At 60.2% G+C, this 24,507-nt stretch carries 21 protein-coding genes; 9 read left to right on the top strand and 12 right to left on the bottom strand.

What is annotated here, in order from left to right:
• Window positions 1-15: 15 nt before the first annotated feature.
• The 4 genes from NXC24_RS25650 to NXC24_RS25635 all read left to right on the top strand — a co-directional run bounded on the left by NXC24_RS25650 (window position 16) and on the right by NXC24_RS25635 (window position 6,471).
• Window positions 16-1,092 (top strand): efflux RND transporter periplasmic adaptor subunit, encoded by a 1,077-nt coding sequence (locus tag NXC24_RS25650; RefSeq protein ID WP_104826240.1) that lies wholly within the window; start codon window positions 16-18, stop codon window positions 1,090-1,092.
• Window positions 1,089-2,174, top strand: coding sequence for an efflux RND transporter periplasmic adaptor subunit (locus NXC24_RS25645; protein ID WP_104826239.1), 1,086 nt, complete (start codon window positions 1,089-1,091; stop codon window positions 2,172-2,174). The genes NXC24_RS25650 and NXC24_RS25645 overlap by 4 nt, the downstream gene beginning before the upstream one ends.
• A complete protein-coding gene (locus tag NXC24_RS25640; RefSeq protein ID WP_104826238.1) occupies window positions 2,171-5,230 on the top strand; it encodes an efflux RND transporter permease subunit in 3,060 nt (1,019 codons plus the stop codon). Before NXC24_RS25645 ends, NXC24_RS25640 begins: the two co-directional genes overlap by 4 nt.
• Window positions 5,231-5,343: 113 nt before the next feature.
• Window positions 5,344-6,471, top strand: coding sequence for an adenylate/guanylate cyclase domain-containing protein (locus tag NXC24_RS25635; protein ID WP_104826237.1), 1,128 nt, complete (start codon window positions 5,344-5,346; stop codon window positions 6,469-6,471).
• Window positions 6,472-6,516: 45 nt separating this feature from the next.
• On the opposite strand, the gene NXC24_RS25630 is transcribed toward NXC24_RS25635, so the two are convergent.
• Window positions 6,517-7,494: a L,D-transpeptidase gene (locus tag NXC24_RS25630; RefSeq protein WP_104826236.1), complete on the bottom strand. Its 978-nt coding sequence runs from the start codon at window positions 7,492-7,494 to the stop codon at window positions 6,517-6,519.
• 217 nt (window positions 7,495-7,711) lie between these two features.
• Between NXC24_RS25630 and NXC24_RS25625 the strand changes: the two genes are divergently transcribed.
• The 3 genes from NXC24_RS25625 (at window position 7,712) to NXC24_RS25615 (ending at window position 10,659) form a co-directional block, all read left to right on the top strand.
• Entirely contained in the window at window positions 7,712-9,565 is a 1,854-nt protein-coding gene (locus NXC24_RS25625) for an ABC transporter ATP-binding protein (RefSeq protein WP_104826235.1), read from the top strand.
• Window positions 9,566-9,727: 162 nt separating this feature from the next.
• Window positions 9,728-10,207, top strand: a complete 480-nt coding sequence (locus NXC24_RS25620) for a VOC family protein (protein ID WP_104826234.1) — start codon at window positions 9,728-9,730, stop codon at window positions 10,205-10,207.
• A 176-nt stretch (window positions 10,208-10,383) separates the two neighbouring features.
• Entirely contained in the window at window positions 10,384-10,659 is a 276-nt protein-coding gene (locus NXC24_RS25615; RefSeq protein WP_104826233.1) for a hypothetical protein, read from the top strand.
• A 147-nt stretch (window positions 10,660-10,806) separates the two neighbouring features.
• On the opposite strand, the gene NXC24_RS25610 is transcribed toward NXC24_RS25615, so the two are convergent.
• Window positions 10,807-12,090, bottom strand: a complete 1,284-nt coding sequence (locus NXC24_RS25610) for a cystathionine gamma-synthase family protein (protein WP_104826232.1) — start codon at window positions 12,088-12,090, stop codon at window positions 10,807-10,809.
• 265 nt (window positions 12,091-12,355) lie between these two features.
• Between NXC24_RS25610 and NXC24_RS25605 the strand changes: the two genes are divergently transcribed.
• Together NXC24_RS25605 and NXC24_RS25600 are read left to right on the top strand one after the other, a co-directional pair.
• Window positions 12,356-13,243, top strand: a complete 888-nt coding sequence (locus NXC24_RS25605; protein WP_104826231.1) for an MBL fold metallo-hydrolase — start codon at window positions 12,356-12,358, stop codon at window positions 13,241-13,243.
• A 186-nt stretch (window positions 13,244-13,429) separates the two neighbouring features.
• Window positions 13,430-14,449 carry a LacI family DNA-binding transcriptional regulator gene (locus NXC24_RS25600; protein WP_104826230.1) on the top strand — a complete coding sequence of 340 codons (1,020 nt, stop codon included), beginning with the start codon at window positions 13,430-13,432 and terminating at the stop codon, window positions 14,447-14,449.
• 23 nt (window positions 14,450-14,472) lie between these two features.
• On the opposite strand, the gene NXC24_RS25595 is transcribed toward NXC24_RS25600, so the two are convergent.
• The 10 genes from NXC24_RS25595 to NXC24_RS25550 all read right to left on the bottom strand — a co-directional run bounded on the left by NXC24_RS25595 (window position 14,473) and on the right by NXC24_RS25550 (window position 24,507).
• Window positions 14,473-15,483 (bottom strand): zinc-dependent alcohol dehydrogenase family protein, encoded by a 1,011-nt coding sequence (locus tag NXC24_RS25595; RefSeq protein WP_104826229.1) that lies wholly within the window; start codon window positions 15,481-15,483, stop codon window positions 14,473-14,475.
• Between the two features lie 79 nt (window positions 15,484-15,562).
• A complete protein-coding gene (locus NXC24_RS25590; protein ID WP_104826228.1) occupies window positions 15,563-16,351 on the bottom strand; it encodes an L-iditol 2-dehydrogenase in 789 nt (262 codons plus the stop codon).
• Between the two features lie 84 nt (window positions 16,352-16,435).
• A complete protein-coding gene (locus NXC24_RS25585) occupies window positions 16,436-17,491 on the bottom strand; it encodes a carbohydrate kinase family protein (protein ID WP_104826227.1) in 1,056 nt (351 codons plus the stop codon).
• The gene (locus tag NXC24_RS25580; RefSeq protein WP_104826226.1) at window positions 17,491-18,162 is read right to left on the bottom strand and encodes a D-lyxose/D-mannose family sugar isomerase; all 672 of its coding nucleotides are present in this window, start codon (window positions 18,160-18,162) and stop codon (window positions 17,491-17,493) included. The genes NXC24_RS25585 and NXC24_RS25580 overlap by 1 nt, the downstream gene beginning before the upstream one ends.
• Complete coding sequence (locus NXC24_RS25575; protein WP_104826225.1) at window positions 18,162-19,316, bottom strand: Gfo/Idh/MocA family oxidoreductase; 1,155 nt, start codon at window positions 19,314-19,316, stop codon at window positions 18,162-18,164. The genes NXC24_RS25580 and NXC24_RS25575 overlap by 1 nt, the downstream gene beginning before the upstream one ends.
• Before the next feature lie 21 nt (window positions 19,317-19,337).
• Window positions 19,338-20,162 carry an aldolase gene (locus NXC24_RS25570; RefSeq protein ID WP_104826224.1) on the bottom strand — a complete coding sequence of 275 codons (825 nt, stop codon included), beginning with the start codon at window positions 20,160-20,162 and terminating at the stop codon, window positions 19,338-19,340.
• Window positions 20,163-20,290: 128 nt separating this feature from the next.
• Window positions 20,291-22,207, bottom strand: coding sequence for a family 20 glycosylhydrolase (locus NXC24_RS25565; protein WP_104826223.1), 1,917 nt, complete (start codon window positions 22,205-22,207; stop codon window positions 20,291-20,293).
• 47 nt (window positions 22,208-22,254) lie between these two features.
• Window positions 22,255-22,728, bottom strand: a complete 474-nt coding sequence (locus NXC24_RS25560; RefSeq protein ID WP_104826222.1) for a GNAT family N-acetyltransferase — start codon at window positions 22,726-22,728, stop codon at window positions 22,255-22,257.
• 1 nt (window position 22,729) lies between these two features.
• A complete protein-coding gene (locus NXC24_RS25555; protein WP_104826221.1) occupies window positions 22,730-23,698 on the bottom strand; it encodes an ATP-binding cassette domain-containing protein in 969 nt (322 codons plus the stop codon).
• Window positions 23,695-24,507, bottom strand: coding sequence for an ABC transporter ATP-binding protein (locus tag NXC24_RS25550; RefSeq protein WP_104826220.1), 813 nt, complete (start codon window positions 24,505-24,507; stop codon window positions 23,695-23,697). The genes NXC24_RS25555 and NXC24_RS25550 overlap by 4 nt, the downstream gene beginning before the upstream one ends.

Here is a 24,507-nt window from a genome sequence, read left to right as displayed (position 1 = left end):
CATCGAGGGGATGAAATGGATAAGTCAGCAATCATTATGGGGCTCGCGCTGACGCTTGCGCTGTCCTCGTGCGATCAGAACGAAAAGCACCCGACACAAGCGCCGCAGAGTGTCAGAACCGTCGAGGCAGTGCTCAGCAAACCGACGGCAAGGACAACCGTTACCGGCGAAGTGAAGGCCCGGATTGAATCGGAGCTTTCGTTCCGCGTCAGCGGAAGGATCATCGAGCGAAACGTCGATGTCGGAGCGAAGGTCAAAGCGGGCGATCTGCTAGCAAAGATAGATCCCGAAGAGCAGCGGGCAGACGTCGACGTGGCGACGGCAAGCCTTCAGGCAGCGGAAGCACAGCTCACGCAAGCACAATTGGCGGCCGCGCGCCAGGAAAGCCTCTTCAAAAACCAAGTCACGACCCGTGCCGCCTACGACTCCGCCCGTGAGACGCTTCTGACGGCTCAGGGGACCGAGGAGGTCGCCAAGGCCCAGCTTGAGACCGCCAAGGATGCCCTTTCCTATACGGAACTTCGCGCCGACGCGGACGGGGTCATCACAGAGCGCAATGCCGAGGTCGGCCAAGTGGCCCAGGCTGTGCAGTCGGTATTCACGCTCGCCCACGATGGTCCGCGCGATGCCGTCTTCAATGTCTTCGAGTCCCTGTTTCTCAAGGACCAGCCCGACAAGCAGGTTGAGGTCGCTCTGATCTCCAATGCTTCCAAGCGGGTATCCGCCGCAGTGCGGGAAATATCGCCGACGATCGATGCCGCCACCGGCACGATAAAGGTCAAGGTCGGGCTGGAAGATGGCGCCAGCATGCCGCTCGGAGCGGCTGTCACCGGGACATTCAGCATGCCCTCGGCAGAGGCAATCGTCCTTCCGTGGGGCGCCATGGCGTCGGCGGGTGGACAGCCGGCGGTATGGGTCGTCGACCCCACCACGAGCGAAGTCTCCTTACGCAAAGTTCAAGTCGCAGAATATGACACCGGACAGTTCGCGGTCAGCGCCGGCCTCAAGCCACATGAAATCGTGGTTGCCGAAGGCGGCAAATTCCTGCGCCCCGGTCAGCATGTCGACCATTCCCAAGAGGCCGCGAAATGAGAAACTCTTTAATTGCAGCATCGCTGCTGCTGGCCACATCGATGCTGACGTCCTGCGAGGTGAAGTCCGCAGACACCGAAGAGAAGGTGCGGCCGGTTTTGTCGACCGTTATCAAACCAGAGCCGGTGGTCAGCCTGCACCTGCCCGGCACGATCGAACCCAGAATCGAAACCCAACTGGGCTTTCGTGTCCTGGGCCGGGTCGTAGCGCGCGACGTCAATGTCGGCGACCTCGTTACAAAGGGACAGGTGGTCGCCGCCATCGATCCCCTTTCTCTCGAACTTGCAGTCCGAAGCAGCCGCGCCGATCTTTCAAACAGCCAGGCGCAATTGACCAACGCGTCGGCGTCGGAAGAGCGCCAGCGTGCGCTTGCCGAATCCCGATCTGGCAGTGAAGCCGCCCTCGAAAGCGCCGAGCAGGCGCAAAAATCGGCCATTGCCTCCGTCGCCAAGGCGCAAGCCAATCTGGCGAAGGCAGAAGAACAGCTAGGCTACGCTCAATTGAAAGCCGAGTTCGATGGCGTCGTCACCGCGACGTCGGCGGAAGTCGGCCAGGTCGTCTCTGCGGGGCAGACCGTTGCGACCATCGCACGCCCGGATGTTCGCGAAGCTGTCATCGACATTCCGGAAGCAAGCCTTGACGGTCTGAAGCCGGGTTCGCCGTTCGAGATCGCCCTGCAGCTTGATCCAACCATAAGGGTCACGGGCATCGTGCGTGAAATCGCGCCGGAAGCGGAGGCGACCACACGGACCAGACGAACAAAGATAACGCTTACCAACCCGCCGGACGCTTTTCGCCTGGGCTCGATCATCACGGCAAGTGCTGTCGTCGACAGCGCACCGACCACGTCTCTCCCATCAACCGCCATTTTGGACAAAGACGGCCAGCCGGGCGTCTGGGTGATCGATCCCGAGAAAGCGACGGTATTCCGCAAGCCGGTAACTCTGGATAGCGCCTTCAGCGATCCGGACAGGGTGCGGATCGTCGGCGGCCTCAATATCGGCGATCGCGTCGCGATAGCCGGCGTCCATCACCTGACCGAAGGCCAGAGGGTCAAACTCACGCAGGAGAATCAACTTTGAAGACCTTCAACCTCTCCGACTGGGCGCTCGAACACCGTTCGATGGTCTGGTATTTCATGATCGTCTTCATTCTCGCCGGCGTGTTTTCCTATATGGGGCTCGGCCGCGAAGAGGATCCGTCCTTCACCATCAAGACCATGGTCATCCAGGCGCAATGGCCGGGTGCCTCCGCTGAGGAAGTCACCAAGCAGGTGACCGACCGTATCGAGAAGAAGCTCGAAGAACTCGAGTCCCTTGACTATACCCGCAGCCAAACCGTTGCCGGGCAGACGACCATTTTTGTCAATCTGCTTCCGACGACAAAAGCCAAGAATGTGGAAAGCACCTGGGTTCGCGTCCGTAACATGATCGCAGACATCAAGGGCGATTTCCCGTCGGGCGTGGTGGGTCCGTTCTTCAACGACCGTTTCGGCGACGTCTACGGAAACATCTTTGCCTTCACGAGCGACGGTCTCTCCCAGAGACAGCTTCGCGATCTCGTGGAGGATGCGCGCGCCAGAATTCTCACCGTTCCGAACGTCGGCAAAGTCGATATCATCGGCGCGCAGGACGAAGCGGTTTATCTCGAATTCTCCACCCGCAAGATCGCAGCACTCGGCATCGATCGCCAGTCCATCATCTCCACGCTGCAGGCACAAAACGCCGTCACGCAATCCGGCTTCGTGGAAGCCGGGCCCGAGCGCATCGCGCTTCGAGTAGGCGGCCAGTTCAGATCGGAGGATAGCCTGCGGTCGATCAATCTCAGGGTCAACGACCGCTTCTTTCCGCTGACCGACGTCGCGACGATCAAGCGCGGCTATGTCGATCCTCCGTCAGCGCTTTTCCGCTTCAATGGCCAGCCGGCCATCGGCGTCGCGATCGGCATGAAGCAGGGCGCCAATCTGCTGGAGTTCGGAAAGGCTCTGGAAAAGAAGGTTGACGAGATCGTCGGCGTTCTGCCGGTGGGTGTCGATGTGCATCAGGTTTCCGATCAGCCGGCCGTGGTCGATGAGGCTGTTTCCGGCTTCACGCGCGCTCTTTTCGAAGCGATCGCCATCGTGCTTGCGATCAGCTTCATCAGCCTCGGCCTGAGAGCAGGCCTGGTCGTTGCAATCTCCATTCCGCTCGTCCTTGCCATTACATTCGTGGTGATGAGCTATTCGGGCATCTCGCTGCAGCGCATCTCGCTCGGCGCCCTGATTATCGCGCTCGGCCTGCTGGTCGACGACGCCATGATCGCCGTCGAAATGATGGTGGCGCGCCTGGAGGTCGGCGACGATCTGCGCAAGGCGGCGACCTATGTTTACACCTCGACCGCCTTCCCCATGCTGACCGGCACGCTCGTCACCGTCGCGGGCTTCATTCCGATCGGCCTTAACGACAGTGCCGCCGGCGAGTTCACCTTTACCCTCTTCGTCGTGATCGCTGTATCGCTGCTCGTCTCCTGGATCGTCGCGGTTCTTTTCACCCCGCTGCTCGGGGTGACGATCCTGCCGAAAAGCATGAAGAAACATCACGAGAAGAAGGGCTGGTTCGGTTCGCTGTTCTCGCGCGTTCTCGGGGTCGCGATGCGGTTCCGCTGGGCGACCATCGCTCTCACCATCGTTGCCTTTGGGTCTTCCCTCTTCGGCATGGGCTATGTTCAGCAGCAGTTCTTCCCGTCTTCGGACCGTCCGGAACTGATCGTCGACTGGAACCTGCCGCACAACAGCTCGATCACCGAAACGAACCGGCAGATGGCTCAGTTCGAACAGGAGATGCTCGCAAACAATCCGAGCGTTGATCACTGGTCCAGCTATATTGGGCAGGGTGCGCCCCGCTTCATCCTCTCCTTCGACGTGCAGACGCCCGACGTGACCTTCGGTCAGACAGTTATCGTCACGAAGGGAATGGATGTGCGCGACAAGGTGCGGGACGAGCTTCAAGACTATCTCAAGAAGACCTTCCCCGGAACGGACGCTTTCGTAAAGCTGCTGGATATCGGTCCGCCGGTCGGCAAGCCTGTTCAATACAGGATCAGCGGCCCAGACATCCAAAAGGTCCGCAGCATAGCGCAGGACTTTGCGGGCATCATGGGTGACAACCCGTCGCTCAACGGCATCAACTTCGATTGGAACGAGCCGGCCCGCGTCGTCAAGGTTGACGTCCTGCAAGACAAGGCACGCCAACTCGGCGTCTCCTCCGAAGACATCGCCACTGCACTCAACGGCATTGTCGAAGGATCGAGCAGCACCCAAATCCGCGATGACATCTATCTGATCGATGTGATCGGACGAGCCCAGACGGCAGAACGCGGCTCCATCGAAACGCTCCAGAACCTGCAATTGCCGGCCTCGAACGGCAAGGCGGTTCCCCTGTCGGCGGTAGCGACCTTCCGCTACGAGTTGGAGCAGCCGACCATCTGGCGCCGTGCGCGTATCCCGACGATCACGATCAAGGCGGGTGTGACCGGCGACGTCCAGCCGGCGACCGTGGTCCAGCAACTCGACGAAAAGGTCGAGCAATTCAAGAAGACGCTGCCAGTCGGTTACTCGGTTGTCGTCGGCGGTGCCGTCGAGGAAAGCGCCAAGGCACAGGGCCCGATCGCCGCTGTCGCACCGATGATGATTTTCGTCATGGCGACAATCCTGATGATCCAGTTGCAGAGCTTCAGCCGCCTGTTCCTGGTCTTTGCGGTCGCCCCCACCGCCCTCATCGGCGTGGTCGCCGCTCTACTGATGAGCAATGCGCCGCTCGGCTTCGTGGCGATATTGGGCGTGCTGGCGCTAATTGGCATCCTGATCCGAAACTCCGTCATTCTCGTCGTACAGATCGAGGATCTCAGAAAATCGGGAGTGAGTGCCTGGCATGCGGTGATGGAGGCAACCGAACACCGTATGCGGCCGATCATGCTGACAGCGGCCGCCGCCACCCTGGCCTTGATCCCCATCTCGCGGGAAGTGTTCTGGGGACCGATGGCCTACGCCATGATGGGCGGCATCGTGGTCGGTACTGTCTTGACGCTGCTGTTCCTGCCCGCCCTTTACGTGACGTGGTTCCGGATACCGAGAGAAGCCGCCGAAAAAGCATCTGCATAATACGAAACAGCGAACCCGCGCCGGCTCCTTCGGACGGCGCGGGTTCGCCATGAGACGGTTTATCTGGGAGACATAACATTCAAGACCACGTCGAATGGCTGATCGAACAGGGCATGGCCGGCAACGACATCGGTCAGCTCGTCGCCGGACTATGCCGGCGGCTGATCGCAGACGGCTTGCCGATATGGCAGGCGAGCATCGCAATGCCTTCCATCCATCCGGTTTACCGTGGAGTTTCGGCAAGATTTACCAGAGGTGCGGAGGCCGTCACTGAGAATGCCGAATATGAGAGCGTCAGTGAGGAGAGCTTCACGCATACGCCGATCTTTTATCTGCTGGAAAACGGCCTGCTCTTCGGCAGATGGCAAATCGCGCGGGGAGACGGTGTTGATCTCTACCCTGACTTGGCCGAGCTCCAGCAAAAAGGCGGGACCGACCACGTCGTCAACCTTGTGTCCTTTCCGACAGAAGTTGCTCTGCGCGGCATGGCCCTCTCCGTGACCACCGATTGTCCCACCGGCTTCTCCGATGCACATCTTGAAACTTTGAAGGCGCTGCTGCCAAGCCTCGGACTGGCATGCTACCGCATGGCCGCGACCAAGACGGCGACCGACATGCTGGCCGTCTATACCGGCGCAAGAACGAGCGTGCATATCCTGGGCGGCGAGACGCAAAGGGGCGCTGGCGGCGCGCTTTACGCCGCAATCCTCTTGGCTGATCTCAGCAACTTCACCGCCCTGACGGAATCGCATTCGCGCGACGAGATCGTCGCCATGCTCAACCAACGTTTCGAACTGGTCGGGCGGAATGTCGAGGAACACAATGGCGAGATCCTGAAGTTCATGGGAGACAGCGTCCTTGCGATCTTCCCGGCCGATATCGATTGCCCGAAGGAAGCCTGCCGGAACGCTGTCGCGTCCGCCCGGCACATGCTTATGGCGAATGCCGCTCTGAACAATGACGATCTCCGCCGATCCGGCCCGCCTGTCGACATCGATATCGTCTTGCATCTCGGCGAGGTTTTTTACGGCAATATCGGAGCGCGTGGACGGCTGGATTTCACGGTGATTGGGCCAGCGGTCAATGAGACATCCAGGCTCGAAAAACTCTGCGATGAACTGCAGGAACATCTCCTACTGTCCGAAAGCTTCGCAACTGCCTGCGGCCTTGCATGCGATCAATTGGGAGACTTCAAGTTGCGCGGGGTTTCAAAACCCGCGGGCGTGTTCAAACTTGCCTGACGAGCGTCACGCATCGCTACCTCGACGGGCGCATGGGAATCGACGTCAATTGGCGAAGTGGACGACGACGCCGGGCTTGACCATGCCGGCCAGTTCCTCGGCGTCCCAGTTGGTAAGGCGCACGCATCCGTGCGACTGCCCCTTGTCGATGAACCCCGGATCGGGCGTTCCATGAATTCCGTATGTGGGCTTGTCGAGATCGATCCATACGCTGCCGACCGGCCCATTCGGGCCCTTGGGTATGGTCAGAATCTTCGTATTCCTGCCCTGCTTGAAGTTGAGTTTCGGATTGTACCGATAGACCGGCATCCTTGCGACGCCCTTTACCTTATGGGTCCCTGACGGCGAAGGATTATCCTGGCTGCCGATGGTCGCTGGATAGACCGCAAGCAGCGCGCCGCTTTGATCATAGGCCAGGACTTGGCTGGTCTTTTTGTTGATCTCGATGCGCTTGACGCGGCCTTCCCTTGGCGAACCCGGCGCCATGACCAAAACCGTCTTGCCAGGAGCAAAGTCCGAGCCCGGATTGAGCTTGTTCAGCAGGTCGATATCCATATGGAACCGCTCCGACAGCCGCTCCGCCACGCTGGTATACCCCATGCTCTCCATCTTCGCTTTTTCACCGTAGTCATCGGGAATGTGGTCGACAAGTCCAGTGGCATCCTCTGGCGTGACGAGATAACTTTGGGTGATCGATGCGTCGGTCTCAAGACGTGCGATCACGTCGGGATCAAGCTTTCCGTCGATGGGAAGATGGTTCATCGCCTCGAAGCCCGCTATGGCGTGGCTGACATTCTTTCCATAGAAGCCGTCGATCACGCCGGGAGACGACCCCGCTCGGTCGAGCAGCACCTGGAGGCGGATGATCGCGGGATCCGGCTCCTTGGACGCCTTGGCGGTATGCTTTGGCGCGACAGAGGTAAGGGACGCTGTGTTGATCGTTTCAGGACCGAGGGCTTGCGCGGCTGCGCCGCCGAATGAAGGCGTGAGCGTGAGAACGGCGATCACAGCATAGACTTTCATGGAACATCAAATGGTCAGAAGCGGATCTTGTTCCAACCGCATGCCGCAGCGTGCCCCGAAGGCTTCGGTTGCGCCGATCTTCGGCGTCACGGCAGCAAACCTCCCGTTACTTACACCCATCAGAATTTCTAATTGAGATTGCATCCGGAAGGTGGTCCTATGCGGTCCGCGTAGCTGACTCCCTCGCCCTCCTTCCGATTTTTGACCCGAGTGGCCCATGTCGATTTCAGATGCGATCTACCGTCCCTTCGAAAAACTGATCCGGCCGCTCGACATCCCCTACCGGCCTCTGCCCTCCAAAGGGCCTGTGGCCGTGCTTCTGCATTTCATCTCGATGTTCCGCGGGGTTCTGATCGGCCTGGCGCTCGCCTCCATAGCGGTCGAGGCTATCAACCTGACGATTGTCTGGGGGCTTTCGGTCATCGTTGACGGTGTGACGCATATGGGCGCTGTCGCGTTTCTGCACGGCGAATGGCCACTGCTTACCGTCCTCGGCCTGCTCATCTTTCCGGGCATGCCTGTCGCTTCCTTCCTTTTGAACACGCTTAACTCGCATACGCTCAATGTCGCCATGCCTGCCGCCATTCAATGGCAGGGTCACAAGGCGGTGGAGCGGCAGGATCTTGCCTTTTTTCACGACCTTTTTGCCGGCCAGGTCGCCTCGCGACTGTCGCAGGTGGCGTCGGCGGTCCAGCAGCAGATCATTGCCGCCTTCCAAACGGTGCCGCGCTTCCTTTTTCAAATGGTCGGCTCGACGATCTTGCTGAGTGCCCTGTCCTGGCAGCTCGCGCTACCGGTCCTCATATGGATTGCACTGAACGTTGTGTTCGCTGTCAGACTGGTGCCAACCTTTGCGGAACGCTCGCGTCGATCGGCCAAGCAGCGTAGCCTCGTCTCCGGCGCCATCACCGATCTCTACAGCAACATGCAGATGATCAAACAGTTCGCGGCCGAAGACAGTGAGGCTGGCGCCATCCGCCGCATCCTTCAAAAGGCCGTCTGGACGCAACACAAGGAACAACGCATCTACCGAACAGCGGAACTCACCGTTGTGGCACTCAACATGGCCCTCTGGTTGGCCATGATTTCGATCGGTTTTTCCGGCCTCGTCAACGGCTTTCTAACGGTCGGGCAGTTCGTCGCGGCGGTCTACATCCTCCAACGGCTGTCCGGGCATACCTTCACCTTTTTGCAGATGGGCCAGCAGATCTTCCAGGCGATAGGCACCATCAAGGACGCCATGCCGGTGATGACGACGCCGCCGACCATAATTGATCGACCAGACGCTACCGAGCTGAACGTCAGCCGCGGGGAAATCCGTTTCGAAGACGTTCGCTTCGCGTATAAGTCCGGCAAGCAAGTGATCAATGAGCTGTCGCTGACGGTCCGGGCCGGCGAGAAGGTTGGCCTGGTCGGCCTTTCCGGAGCCGGCAAGACGACGCTCGTAAGTCTACTATTGCGCTTCTACGACATCGCGGACGGTACGATCCTGATCGACGGACAGGACACCCGCATGGTGACGCAGGCAAGCCTTCGCCGCAACATCGGGGTCATCGCGCAGGACGTCGCGCTGCTGCACCGTTCGGTCGGCGACAATATCCGTTACGGCCGGCCGGAGGCGACGCAGGACGAGATTGAACACGTCGCAACGATGGCAAGTGCCGATGCCTTCATTGCCGATCTCGCCGACGGCGAAGGCCGCAAGGGTTACGATGCCTTCGTCGGCGACCGCGGCATCAAGCTTTCCGGCGGCCAGCGCCAGCGTGTCGCCATCGCGCGCGTTCTGCTGAAGGACGCGCCGATCCTGGTGCTGGATGAGGCTACCTCCGCCCTCGATAGCGAATCCGAAGCCGCCATCCAGGAAAAGCTCAACCTGGTGATGGAGGGAAAGACGGTGATCGCCATCGCACACCGCCTCTCAACCATTGCCAGGATGGATCGCATCGTCGTGCTCGATCAGGGAAGCATCATAGAAGAAGGCAGGCCGGACGAACTGGTCGCACAGGACGGGCTGTTTGCCCGTTTGTGGAAACGCCAGACCGGCGGCTTTATTCCTGACGACATCAATTGATCCTTGCCGGGATCGCTTACTTCGGAAACGCCGGACCGTTTGAATTCCAAAGCGGACATCTTAGGCGCGTAAAATGCCTCATGTGGGCTGGAGAAACACGGTTCGCCTCTTATTTTCAGCTCTCAGCGGGAATGAAAAACGAACAGCGAAAGGAGTTACGCAATGGCAACGGCAAAGAACACGATCTGCCTTTGGTACGACAAAGACGCGGAGGCTGCCGCCCGCTTCTATGCTGAGACTTTTCCCGACAGTTCAGTAGGTGCCATCATTCGTGCCCCTGGGAACTATCCGGAGGGTAAGCAGGGAGACGTCCTGGTGGTTGAATTCACCGTTGCGGGTGTCCCTTGCATCGGCCTGAACGGCGGCTCCACGTTCAAACACAATGAAGCCTTCTCATTTCAGATCGCAACGGACGATCAGGAAGAAACCGACCGCTACTGGAACGCCATCGTCGGCAATGGCGGCCAGGAAAGTGAGTGTGGCTGGTGCAAAGACAAGTGGGGAGTGTCCTGGCAGATCACGCCCCGCGTCTTGATGGAAGCGCTCGTAAAGGGCGGTGATGAAGCAAAGCGTGCTTTCGATGCGATGATGACCATGAAGAAGATCGACGTCGCAGCGATCGAGGCGGCGCGGCGCGGCTGACGCACCAGCGCGTCGGGCGAGATTTTGCTGGAGCTTCCACCCCTGATCAAACAGCGGACTTGCCTGCGGCAGCATTCCGAAAAAATTTTCAGCTCGGACAAAAAAATGCAGAAATCGGCGTTACGGTGACATTCCGGGCGCAAGGAGCGTTTCGGAGGAGATTAGAGGAAGACATTATGAAAAAGTTACTTGTCATTGCCCTGACTTCCACAGCAGCGTTAACACTAACCGCACTCGTTTCTACGGCCAACGCAGCTCAAGGATGCGGCGCGGGGTATCATCGAGGCCCCTATGGCCATTGCCGTCCGAACGTCGCGACCGGCGGCACGGTTGTTGTCGTGCCCCCCGGAGGCCCGAGGGTCGGTGTTTATTACCATGGACGCGGCTACTGGGATGGCCGCCGTTATTGGGTGCATCGTGAGCGCTGGCATGGTGGCTGGCGCTACTATTGATCGAAACTTTGCTGGGTCGGTCAATCGACCGGCCCAGCCGCTCACACGGAGCGGCTTGAGCGGGATTGCCCCAGAAGCGGCGACCGCATGTCTTAGCAAAACGCCAAATCGATAGCGTTCAGCCAGAGCCCGCACCGGGGCTTGACACTATGCTTCATCGAGTGCCTGGCCCAGATCGGCGATGAGATCGTCGGGATGCTCGATGCCGATCGAAAGGCGGATGGTCGATTCCAATACGCCGATGCGTTGGCGCACGTCGGCCGGCACGCCCGAATGCGTCATCGTCGCAGGATGGGAAGCCAGTGATTCCGTTCCGCCGAGGCTGACCGCGAGTTTGAAGACCTGCAACGCGTTCAGAAACCGGAACGAGGCAGGCTGACCGCCCTTGATATCGAAGGAGAACGTCGAGCCGGCGCCGCTGCACTGGGCTGCGAACGTTCGGCCTGAGGCTGAGCCCGCATCGGCATAGGCCAAGTAGTGAATCTGCTCGACCTTTGCATGGTTCCGCAGGAAGTCCGCCACGGCCATTGCATTGCTATTTGCGCGTTCCATGCGGATCTGCAGCGTCTCCAAAGATCGCCCCAGCATCCAGCATGAATGGGGATCGAGCTGGGTGCCGATCGAACCCCTGAGCGCCTTTACTTGGGCGATGATCGCTTTCCTGCCGAGTACGGCGCCCGCGATGAGGTCGGAATGGCCTCCGACATATTTCGTCAGAGAGTAAAGCGAGAGGTCCGCACCATGTTCGATCGGACGCTGGAAGACCGGCCCGAGAAGCGTGTTGTCGCACACGACGATCGGTCTGTGCCCCTGCTTCTCACCGATCGCGTCCGCGATACGTCGGATCATTGCGATATCGACGAGGCTGTTGGTCGGATTGGCCGGCGTCTCGATCAGAATGATGGAAACGCGTCCCTTGGCCATCGCTTGCTCCGCGGCAGCCCTGATGGAAGCTTCCTCGACGCCGTCAGCGAATCCGACGGCTGAGACGCCAAGGTTGAAAAACGTCTTGGCGAGCAAGGTTTCCGTACCGCCGTAGAGAGGCTGCGAATGGAGAATGGCGTCACCCGGCCGGACGAATGTAAGCAGAGTGGTGGAGATAGCCGACATGCCGGAAGAGAACACCGCGCCGCTTTCCGTGCCTTCATAAACCGCGAGACGATCCTCGACGATCTCGCTATTGGGATGATTGAAGCGCGAGTAGACGAGGCCTGCGCCCTTTCCCTCCGGCGGCACCTTCCGACCTGAGACATAGTCGAAGAAGTCGCGGCCGTCCTCGGCGGACTGGAAAACGAAGGTCGATGTCAGGAAGACAGGCGGCTTCACGGCCCCCTCGGAGAGTTCGGGATCATAGCCGTAGTTGAGCATCAGGGTTTCCGGATGCAGAATCTGGTTTCCGACACGGGTTTTCGACGGGTGCGGCGCAGTCATGGGGTGCCTCCTTGATCAAGGTCACAGGCTCGGATCGTCGTCCGAGCGAACAACCAGTGATATTTGGAGCGGCGACGCGCAGTGAAAAGAGCCGCGCCTCTACGCCAAGAGGATGACGTGGCACGGGGAATATCAGTCGGATGTCGAATGGCGAAGTTTCAGCTCGCCCGCAGATCGTTTTCAGATCTTGTGGAACACCGATTTGTGACATGCCCAAAAGAGTCGGGTAGGATGCACTGACATTCTCGCTCAAGGGGGAACTGGCATGACGGATCGCAAAATTTCAGCAAAATTGCTGGCAGTAGCTGCTCTGGTGTTCGCGAGCCAAGGACTTGCCTTCGCGCAGATGCCGCAACAACAACCCGATGCGAAAGCCTTCAAATTGGGCAAGCTCGACATTGTCGCCCTGCACGACGCCCAGTTTGTCCAACCGAATGACGGCAAGATATTTGGTCTCGACCATAGCCCAACGGAGGTCGCGGATTTGCTGAAAGCGGCGGGTGCACCGACCGATACGGTCACGCTTAGCGTCGACGCCCTGCTGGTCAAATCGGACAAGCACCTTATCCTGATCGATACCGGTGTTGGAGGCGCACTTCAGGGCAGCCTGGCAAAAGCCGGTTATCACGCCGATGCAGTCGACGAAATCCTGATTACCCATTCTCATCCGGATCACGTTGGCGGACTGGTTCAGGATGGAAAGCTTGCTTTTCCAAAGGCCACCATCCGCATGTCGGAAGCGGAGTGGTCCTATGCCAAGGCAAATGAAAAGCTGGCCGACGTGGTTAAGGTCATCGCGGACCATGTGAAGACGTTCAAACCTGGCGGTGAGGTTCTCCCCGGTATCGCATCCGTGGCCATGAGCGGTCACACTCCGGGCCATGTCGGCTACCAGATCACCTCGGGAAAGGAGAGGCTGTTCGATATTGGCGACACCGTTCACAGCTCCATCATTTCGCTCGCCAAGCCAACTTGGACGATTTCGTTCGACGGTGACAAGCCGGAAGCGGAGCAGAACCGTGTGAAAACGCTGAACACGCTCGCCAAGAGCCACGAGAGGATTTTCGCGCCGCATTTTCCGTTCCCTGGCGTGGGTTATATCGCGGCGGAAGGCGACCATTTCAAATGGACTGCGGATGACAAGTCCGAATAGGAAGCGTCCGTTGGCGCCCTGCCAGTTCGCCATGCCGTCTTGCCGGATCGGCAGCAGAAGGCCTTTGATTGGCTCGTCTTATGCTTGCTGCCGTGCCCTGCTGATGATTAAGTCAATGACGACGTGGGGTGAATTTCCGCAGCTCGTCTCATGACTGTCCGAAGCCCCGGGAAAGAATACGAGCACGTGACGACCAGCATAAGACATATCGCCAAACTCGCCGGAACATCGGTCTCGTCAGTATCGCGCGTACTCAACAATAGCGGTTATGCCTCGCCCGAGCTCAGGGAGCGTGTGGAGGCGGCCATTCGCGCGCTGAACTATACGCCGAGCAAGGGCGCGCGCATGCTGCGGGGAGCGCCGAGCCGGATGATCGGGCTGATGCTGCCGTCGATCGACGTGCCGTTCTTCGGCATCCTGGCCCATACGATCGAACAGGAATTATTCCAGCGCGGCTACCAGACGCTGATCTGCAGCACAGCGGAGAACATGGATCACGAGGCGCGCTACATGTCCATGCTGCTTGCCCAGCGCGTCGATGGCGTCATCGTAGCAAGTGCCTTTGGCAGCATCGAGCACTTCGAGATCCTGCGGGATGCCCATATTCCGATCGTCGCTATCGATCGCGAGCTGAGCGGCATCGCCGACGACGCAATCATGGCCGATCATGAGGAAGGCGGCCGCCTGATGGCGCGTCACCTGATCGACCTCGGCCACCGGTCGATCGGCATCGTCGGCGCGCCGGCCCATAGCCAGCCAGTTCAGCTTCGCCTCCGGGGTATTTCGGAGGAAATGGCGAAACACGGGATCGCGCCGGCCGCCGTGACGATGGCCGAGGAACACAGCTTCGCGGCAACTTACCCACTGGCGCGGGATCTGCTGACGGCGCACCCGGAGATCACGGCGATCATCGGCACGACCGATATTTCGGCGATTGCGGCAATCCACGCCGTTCTGGATCGTGGTTGTTCCGTGCCAGGCGATTATTCGGTAATCGGTTTCGACGACCTGCCTGAGGCAGCCTACATCTTTCCCCGCCTGACGACGGTCGCACAGCCGATCCGCGATGTCGGGCAGCGGGCGGCACAGCGCCTGGAAACGCTCATCGCGGAACACCATGCCGGGCATGAGCCACGAGCGGGCGCTGTCGTGAAAGTGCCGGTTACCCTGATCCACAGGGATTCCACCGGCCCCGTCCGCAGCTAAGGCGGCATGAGCAGGACCCGAAGCTAGGGTCGGACGATGACTTTGATCTCGCCCGGCAATGGCGCGCTGCCCACCACCTCCGCGACCTCTTCGAGACCGATGCTCTTGGTCACCAGCATATCCAGCTCCAACGCCCCGCTCGCGACCAATGCCGCAGCCCGCGAATGGGTGAACGGATTGAGATAGGCCGGCCTTATGTCGACTTCATTGACGAGCAGATCGAACGGCGGGACGGGCACCTCGACCCCTCTAGGCGTTACCCCGAAAAGCACGAAGTTACCGCCGCGCCGTGCCATTTGCAGGCCTGTCTGCAAGGTCTCGGGAACGCCTGCGCACTCGATGACGACATCCGCGCCGCCATGGGTGACGTCTCGAACGGCGGCGACCGCGTCCGAAGCTGTCGGGTCGAACGCATGCGTCGCGCCCAATTGCAGCGCAGTCTGCCGTCTCGAGAGCTGCCGCGTGATCAAAATCACCTGGCTTGCTCCAGCCAAGCGGGCCAATTGCACCATGAGCAGACCGATCACGCCTCCGCCCAAGATAGCGACGCTCTCGCCCGCACGGATCTCGGCCTTGTCGATAGCATGAAGGCAGCAGGCAAGCGGCTCGCAGAAAGCACCATGCACGGGATTGAGATCGGCAGGCAGCGTGAATGCCTGACGATACGGCACCGCCACATATTCGGCAAAACCACCATCTCGCGTTACTCCGATCGCCGTCAAACTCTCGCACAAGTTCACCCGCCCGCGCGCGCAGGCATGACAACGGCCGCAGGCGATATTCGGGTCCACCGTCACGAGCTCGTCGCCGATAAAGCCCGCGACATCATCGCCCACCGCTTCCACGATGCCGCAGAATTCATGGCCCATCGTGACCGGAATAGCTGTCGGATACTCGCCCTTATACATGTGGCGATCAGAGCCGCAAATGCCGGCGGCAAGGACACGAACGAGCAATTCATCCGGCCGGGCAGACGGTTTCTCGACGCTGCGCATCGTCATGGACGCGATCGACTCCAAGCGGACAGCCTTCATTCCTCTCCTCCTCACTGATGATCTCACATTTCAGAACGGCGACCCTATCCGGCACCGGCCTGGAAAGGGCCTTGCCCGATCAGTTCATGACGTTGCCGCCATCGACATTGTAGCACTGCGCGACGATGTATGCCGCATCCGGTCCGGCCAGAAAGGCAGCCATGGCCGCCTGTTCTTCCGCCGCCCCAAATCGTCCGGCGGGAACGGCGGCGGCCACACGGCGCTTCACCTCGCCGGGCTGCAAACCTTCGCGGCTCCCAAGTTTCGCATCGACGACGTCCCACATCGGCGTATCGACCACGCCGGGAGCGATGGCGTTCACATTGATACCGTACCGGATGAGTTCCAGAGCGCAGCTTTGGGTGATGCTGATGACAGCCGCTTTGGAGGCGCAGTAAGCGACGGCCGGTCCCTCACCGCGGCGGCCGGCCTGAGACGAGAAATTGATGATGCGCCCGCCTTCGCCTCTCTCCACCATATGCCGGGCAACCGCCTGCGTCATGAAAATCACACCGTCGATATTGACCTGGAAAACCCTGGCGGTGCGCTCGCGCGATATCTCCAGGATGGATTGGACATCGTAGATGCCTGCGGCGTTCACCAGTATGTCTATCTTGCCGGCAGTCTCTATCGAAAAGTCCACCGCGGCGTCGATGCTCTCCTGGCTGGTCACGTCGAGCGCCACGCCCCAGCTATTAGGACCGATCGCCTTCGCGACGTCTGCGCATCGCTCACCGTCCAAATCGGCCACGACGACCTTCGCGCCTTCCGCTACAAAGCGTTCGCAAACGGCCTTGCCGATACCGCTCGCGCCTCCCGTGACCAATGCCACCTTTCCGGACAGTCGAGATGTCTGCACCAAGGTCATCGCGTCACCTCCTCGTTCGCCGCTGCTGTTGCGCTTGGCTTCATGTCTGCTTCCTCCTTTTGGTACCGATGCTAATTCAACAGGTTAATCGGATACCGGATTCATCTCCTCCATATCCTCCAGAAGAACCCTCATGCTGGGGATGCCATCGGTGGCCGTCGCGCCCGCAAGGCAACGCGCAGCCGCAGCGTGGGCGACGGCGCAGATATGCTCGACAGGCCAGTTTTCATGCAGGCCGTAGAGCACGGCAGCGCAGAAAGCGTCTCCCGCGCCGACGGTGCTAACGATATCGTGCGGATCGACGGGCCGCGAGCGCGTTACGACCGGTAAAGTGTCCGGCGCAAACCAGAAACAGATTTCCGGCGCATGGATGACGACACCTTTGGTGACGCCGGCAGCCAGCAGGCGCTTGCCTGCGCTTAAAAGCCCAGCCTCACTCAGATCTCCCTTTTCATCGCGAACGGTAACGCCAGTTGCCCGACCCGCCTCCATCTCGTTGATGATCAGAAAATCGCAGAAAGGCAGAGCGACGCCCACCTTGGCGGCGAATTCCGGATCTTCGCTCGACACGAAATCCACACAGGTCGTGAGCCCCGCGCTGCGAGCGGCTTCCAGCAGGCGTGATGCCCCCGAACGACCGTCTGGGCCGATCTGGTCGAGCCCGGGCAATAGCATCAGATAGCCGAGATAGAACAGCCGATAGCCGGCGTTAGCAAAGGTCGCAGACGAGATGAGCGTATCCGTGAGCGCATCGTTGGCGCCGCCATGATAGAAGAAGGTGCGGTTCTGACCCGGCACGTTCATGACATGCGTGTGAGCCGTCACCCGATCTGCGAGCGCCAGAAGTCCCTCGACATTGATGCCGGCATTCGCAAGGCGGGCCTTGACGATCTCTCCGTCCTGATCAGCACCGATGCATCCCGCCGCCGCCAGCCTTCCGGAAAACCCGAGCGAGGCGAGGTCGGTGACGACATTGGCCGCCCCACCGCCGACACCCAAATCCTGATGCACGATGTAGGCAAGATTACCCTGTTCGGGCCAATAAGACAGGGTGTGGACGCGATCGACGATGAAGTTTCCCGCGCAGACGATGCCGCCCTGCTGACTGTCGCCACCGTGAGCCTCCTCCCCCGATCGCATCAGCCTCCTCCCTCGTTCCACAGGGGCCTGAGCGGCGGCTCATCTTCCTCGATCGCGGCAAAGCGCCCGATCGGCTCAAGAAAGAAGTTGTCGCTATGGTCGTCGTTGACCTGGCTGACCTCGCCGACAAGCACAGGCCCGCCCCCTTTCCTGCCGTAAAAGCGATGATAAAGCCCGGTGCGGATCGTCACGCTCTGGCCGGACGCAAGAACCAACGGTTCCCATGCGGCGAGCCGGCGCGGCAGCCCATCCACCGGAACCATCACATCATCCTGCAGCGCATTGCCATCAGCATCGGCGGCGGCGAATTCGATGACGAGATCACCGCCGGCGCGATTGATGATGTCTTCCATCTTCGCCGCGTGCCGATGCGTTGGCGTAACCTGACCCTCCTCGACGAAGAGTAGCTTTTCGGCATAGGTGCGCTCGCCCTCGGCACCAACAATGCCGTTGCGCAGGCAGAACAACACGAGACCGCATTCGGCGAAGCGGTTGGAGCCGAAATCGGTGACATCCCAACCAAGCTGATGGGCGCGCAGATAGGCCGATGCCTCCGGATGGGAGGCAAATTCCGACGCCGACCAAAAGCCCCACTCCGGCAGAGACCAATGCCAGCGTTCAAGGGTCTCGCTTGCGCGCCGCAGCGCGGCGTTGATTTCGGAGCGCTTCATCAGACTGCCGCTCCGTCATAGTTGACCGAAACGACGGCATCCTCGCGGCCGGATTTAAGAGCGGCCGTCAGCACCGCATGATGCGCCTGCGCCTCCGCCGGCGTGGCGCAGGCAAAGCCGTTGGCATCTCCTCCGGCAAGCTCGTCGACGAAGGCCGCCCACATTTGCTGTATGGCATCTGCAAAGCCGAATTCGAAGATTTTGCCGGTGATCGCCGGAAACAGCGAACCATATCCGAGATCCTCGGTGCTCCAGGCCTGCGCGCCGCCATTATAGTCCATCCACTGCCACTGGCGCGGCGACTTTGTGCTGAAGAATGCGCTCTTCCTCATGCCGAGAATGCGAATGTACCAGGTATTCGATTCACCCGGCGCTATGCGCCAGGTTTTCAACACCATGGGGAAATCCTGATCCCCGGTGCGCACGCGACTGCTGATCGTGGCATTGTCCCAGGTGGTACAAGGCAGCATGCCGCCCTTGCCGTCGGGACGTTCGTTGACCTTCTTGACCAATTGCGCATGCAGGGTTTGCGGACGCCAGCCAAGGCGCAGCGGCACATGCAGCACATGCATGCCGAGATCGCCCATGCAGCCGTATTCACCGTTGATATCCGCCATGCGCTTCCAGTTGATCGGCTTCTGCCGGTCGATATCCGAGGAATGCAGGAAGCCCGCCTCGACTTCGAGGATATCCCCCATCTCGCCGCTTTTAGCGAGCGCGATGACCTTCTGTGCGCCGGGGAAGAAAGGCATTTCCGACGAGCAGCGGACCAGGAGTTCGGGATGCTCGGCGAGAACCGCCATGATCGCGCGGTTCTGGGCGGCATCCATGCCGAACGGCTTTTCGCCGAGAAGATGCTTTCCGGCCTTCAGGACGTCGATATAGAAGTCTTGGTGCAGCACATGCGGCACGGCGCAATAGACCGCATCGACTTCGGGATTGGCCAGAAGCTCCTTATAGTCGGCGGTGAATTGCCGAACCGTCGGCACATTGTCCCTGAACCAGTCGAGCAGCGTCGTGTTGGTGTCGCAGACGGCGATGATTTCCGGCCGCGCCTTCATATCGGCCAAATGCAGCCAGCGCGCCGCAGCACTCGCAAACTCGCGCCCCATCAGACCACAGCCGATGACGCCGAAGCGGAATATTTTTGTCATGCCTCCTCCTCCCAAGATGCGTCAGGCGAGATGCCGCGAGGCTTCTTCGACCGAAGCCTCGTCATGGACGATCGCCATCAGCGCCCGTGTCATGCCTGCGGGGTTGTTGTGCTGAATGACGTTGCGGCCATAGACGATGCCCCGGGCGCCCTGTTCCATCAACTGCTTTGTCCGGGTCAGGATTTCCTGATCCGAAACGCGGCCGCCGCCGCGCACCAGCACGGGGAGCCCTTGGGCAATTTCGACGACGCGATGATATTCCGCGACATTGTCGCATGGGTCGGCCTTGATGATGTCGGCGCCGAGTTCGGCTGCCTGACGCACGAGCGGCAGGATCTTGTCGATCGCGCCGTCGACCATGTAAGCACCCTTGGAATTGTCCTGCATAACCAGCGGTTCGACCATCAGCGGCATGCCGTAGATCTCGCATTCACGCTTCAGACTATTCACATTGCGCACGCAAGCGCGATAGACTTCTGGCTGGTCCGGCAGCATCAGAAGATTGACGACGACGCAGGCGGCATCCAGCGCCACGGCCTGTTCGACGCCCCGGTCGATCATTTCGGAAAACAGCGCCGAAGGCAGCGGATTGCCGTAGATATTGGCAATGTCAGTGCGCAGGACCAATGCAGGACGCTGCTTGCCGGGGATTGCTTGCAGCAGAGGCGCCGTGCCCGGCGGAAGCTGAATGGCATCGGGCGCGGCATCGGCGATCACCTTGATAGCCGTCTTCATGTCCTCGATGCCGGCGAGAAAAGTCCGCTCGTTGAACATGCCGTGATCGATGGCGACGTCGAAGCAATTTCCAGACACGCCAAAAAGGCGGTTGAGCCGCGCGGATTTCATTCGCTTCCTCCCATATGGTAACGTTTCCATATGGGAGGATATGCGGGTCGGGATTGCGAGTCAATAAAATGTGGTATCGTTTCCATATATCGTTATGCATTGAACGGCTGGCCACCCCTACCAATCCATCAAAGCAAGGGACTGAGCCGCGTTATCGCAGCAAAGCGCTCCCAGTCTTTCTGGGCCTTGGGAGTCCAGGCCGCTTCCGCAATCGCATTCAGACGAGGGAAGACGAGATGGTTGAAATAGGCCTTGGAGATGAAGTTCTCGCTCCAGATACAGGCCTGAATGCCTTTGAGCTTATGTTTAAGCTCATCCGGGAAATCGCCTTCCGCTTCATAGGTGTAGGTATAGTGAGGAGGCACGGTGCCCGCCCAGCTCGCGCCGGGCTCCTGCCAATCCTCTACCTGGACCATGTCCAGATAGTAGGCCTGGCCGGGTGTGATCACCACGTCATAGCCTTCATGGGCAAGCTCGATGCCGACCTTCTGGTTCTCCCATGCCATGAGCAGCGTGTTTTCCGCATTGACGCCGCCGCCATGGGCGACCTCGTTCCAGCCGGCGAGCTTTCGGCCGCGCGCATCGAGCATCGCCTTGACCTTACCCAGAAAGTAGGACTGGAGGCCGAACGTTCCTTCTATGCCTTCCTGATCCATCAATTTGCGGCAGAGTGGCGAGGCAAGCCATGAGCCATTGGCGACCTCGTCGCCGCCGACATGGACGTAGTCGGAGGGAAAAAGCTCGATCAGTTCGTCGAAGACTTTGCCGAGAAACTCGTAGGTGGCGGGAATTGCCGGGTTAAGCGCGTTGTTGGGATAGCCCTGAACTGAGCGATAGCTGTCGGGCGCCTCCTGGCCATCGGCCAATTCGGGAATGGACATGAGTGCTGCCGTGCAATGGCCCGGAATATCGATTTCCGGGATAATCTCAATATGGAGCGCGGCGGCGTGCGCAACGATCTCCCGGACGGTCTCCTGCGAATAGTGCCCCTCGCGAACCTCGGCGCCATCGCCCAGTTGCGGCACCAGGATTTCATTCGGGCCGCGCCGCGCGCCGATCGTGGTCAGCGCCGGATAGGCCTTGATCTCGATGCGCCAGGCCTCGTCGTCGGTCAGGTGCCAATGGAAGATATTGAGCTTGTTCCAGGCCAGGATATCGAGAAGGCGGGAGATATCGGCCGCGGGATAGAATTGCCTGGAGACATCGAGATGGCAGCCGCGCCAGGCATAGCGGGGCTGGTCGGAAATTCGCCCGGCGACCGGAAATTTGAATTTTGCGGGATCGGTCCGCGCGCCATGCAGCATCTGCGCAAGCGCGGTCAGGCCATATTGCAGGCCAGCCGCGCCACCGCTAGACAGGCGGATGCCGCCGGGCGAGAAATCAAGCACGTAGCCTTCCTTGGAAAGCGGCGACGATGCAAATGTCACCGGCACGCCGCCCTCGACGGCGGTGAGGCTGAAGGGCACGTTCGCGACGGGAAAGAGCCGCTGGAAAAGCCGGAGCACGGCCACCATCGCCTTGCGATGTGCAGGTTCGCTCCCCGGCGCGGGGTAGAGCGCCACCGGCACCTCACCGCCTGCCGTCAGACGGCATTCGGCTGGCCAGGGCAAGAGCGAGAAAGGCTGGTCGAGCCGTCCTTCCGGAAGAAGCGCCGATGCGGCCGTGCTCTTTCGGCCTTTGAGCATCAGATCGCCGAATGTGACCGGCAGGGCGCGTCCATCGCTCAAGGTCATATAGGCGGATTTCACACCGTCGGTGCAATGCTTCGCCGGACGGGTCAGGCCGGACACACGAAAGGTCCATTGCTCGCCCGGTGCGAGCGCAAGCTCGGCCGGCGGCGCATATTCGTGAAAATTGGCATTGCGGCGCAGCAGCGTCGCGCCCTGACACACATGAGTGTCGGCCGTGCGGGTGAGCGACGTATAGGCAAGACGGAAACCGGTGAGGGTCTCATCGGTGAAATTGAAGAGCGTGAATTCGAAACGGCCGGTCGTGCCTTCGATAGGTTCCCAGCAAGCTTCGAGATGGCATGGTGCTGACGTCATGGTAGTACTTTCAGATTTCGGTGAGGACGAATAATCTTTGTGGAATGTCAGGAGGAAGTGCGGAGCATGCCGCGGTAAATTCCGGGCCATGATCCGGGGATTTCGAGGGTGTCGAGGCGCTTGCGGTAGAATTCGACCGGGCCCGGATCGCCGATAATGGCATAGGCATAGCCGGCCTCGCGCAGGCCATAGAGCACGGCAAACAACAGAGCCTCGCCGACCCCCTTGCCGCGCTGATCCTCCGCGACCCCCGTCGGCCCGAAGAACCCCTTGGCGATGGCGTCGCCGCAGGCAAAGCCCAACATCTCGCCATCCTTGACCGCAATCCAAGTCGTGATCGGATGGCTGCCGAAGCCCGTTTCGCTTTCGGCGGCCCATTTCGAGCCGAAATGCTTTTCGATCCAGCCGAGCACCAGGCTGCGCTCCGGCGTCAGCGCCCGGCGTATCTCGATGCCATGCGCGCGCACTTTCGCGTCGTCATAGGCCGGCAGGTCGTAAAGACGGACCAGAAGATCAGACATGCTACGCGGCCTCCCCTGTCGATGGGTTCATGTCGATATGATGAAAGACGAAATGGCCGGGCATAACTTCCACCGATTGCCCGACTGGCCTGCGAGATGCGTCGCGCACCGTCTCGGCATGCGTGGAGAATGATTGCCCCTGTTCACCGCTACGGCCGGCGATCCGGATGGCCGGATCGGGCACCGCCGAGAGCAAGAGCCGCGTATAGGGATGCTGCGGATTGCGGATCACGCTGGCCGACGGGCCATATTCGACGATCTGACCGGCAAACATCACGGCGGTATCCTCGGCAATATAATGCGCCGTCGCGATATCGTGGGTGATATAGAGGAAGCTGATGCCACGTTCGAGCTTCAGCCGCCGCATGAGGTCCAGCACCGAGCGGCGGATGGAAACGTCGAGCATGGATGTCGGCTCGTCCGCAACGATCAACCGCGCATCGACCGCAAGCGCGCGGGCGAGATTGACGCGCTGGCGCTGCCCTCCCGAAAGCTCATGCGGATATTTATCGAGCGTCACGTTGGGATCGAGTTCGACATCGGCGAGCGTCTGGCGCGCGGCCGCCTCCAACGCATCGCCCTTTAAGCCTCGATGCAAAATGAGAGGCCGGAAGAGGTGATGGCGGATCCTGTGTGCCGGATTGAGCGCCGCGAAGGGGTCCTGGAACACCATCTGCACCATGCGAAGGTAACTCATCTGGTCGGCTGCCGTGGTGAGGCCGCCGATATCCCGACCCGCAAACAGGATGTTGCCCGATGTCGGCTGGAAGAGCCGGGTGACTGCTCGTCCCACGGTCGATTTTCCGGACCCGGATTCGCCGACGATCGCCAGCGCCCTTCCCGCCTCCAGTTTCAAAGATACATTCCGAAGCGCATCGACCCGCTTTTCCTGCCCGAACAACGGCTTCAGCAAGAAGGTTTTGCTGACGTTCTTGAGTTCGAGCAGCGGTGAGAAATTATCGTCCATCATACCACCACCTCCACCGCGTGCCCGAGCCGCGGCATCGCCTCCCAAAGGCGACGCGTATACTCATGCCGGGGTGAGGCAACGATATCCGCGACGGGCGCGGTTTCGACGATTTCCCCCTTCAGCATGATGGCAATCCGATCGGCAAACTGTGCCATCAGCGCCAGATCATGGGTGATGAAGAGGATGGAAAAACCGAGCGTTTCCTTGAGCGTGACGATCTCCTGCAGAATCTCCCGCTGAACGACCACGTCAAGTGCAGTCGTCGGCTCATCCATGATCACGAGCTGCGGTTCGAGCGCGAGCGCGATGGCGAGCACGACACGCTGGCGCATGCCGCCGGACAATTGATGCGGATAGTCGTCGAGCCGGTCAGAGGAGATGGAGACGAGCCGCATCAGCGTCTCGGCGCGCGCCCGTGCCTCGTCCTTCCCCATCCCGTCGTGCCTGGACAGCACGTCCCGGAACTGTTCGAAGATCGACAGCACCGGATTGAGCGAGCTCATGGCGCTCTGGAACACCATGGACGCCCTGCGCCAGCGCCACTGCTCCAGGGCGCGGGTGGAAAGCGCGAGCACATCGGTCCCATCGATACGGATATCGCCCTTCGAGATGATCGCCGGCGGGCGATGCAGCCGCATCAGGGCGAAGGCTATGGTCGATTTTCCACAGCCGCTTTCGCCGGCAAGCCCCATCACTTCGCCGCGCTTTATGTCGAAATCCACACCCTTGACGGCAGTGAAGAGACCGTTTTGGGTCAGGAAATCCACCTGCAGCCCACGCACTTCCACGAGATTGGAGGAGAGGTTCAT

This window comes from Rhizobium sp. NXC24 (genome assembly GCF_002944315.1).
GTDB lineage: Bacteria > Pseudomonadota > Alphaproteobacteria > Rhizobiales > Rhizobiaceae > Rhizobium.
This window is presented reverse-complemented; position numbering and strand designations above follow the sequence as displayed.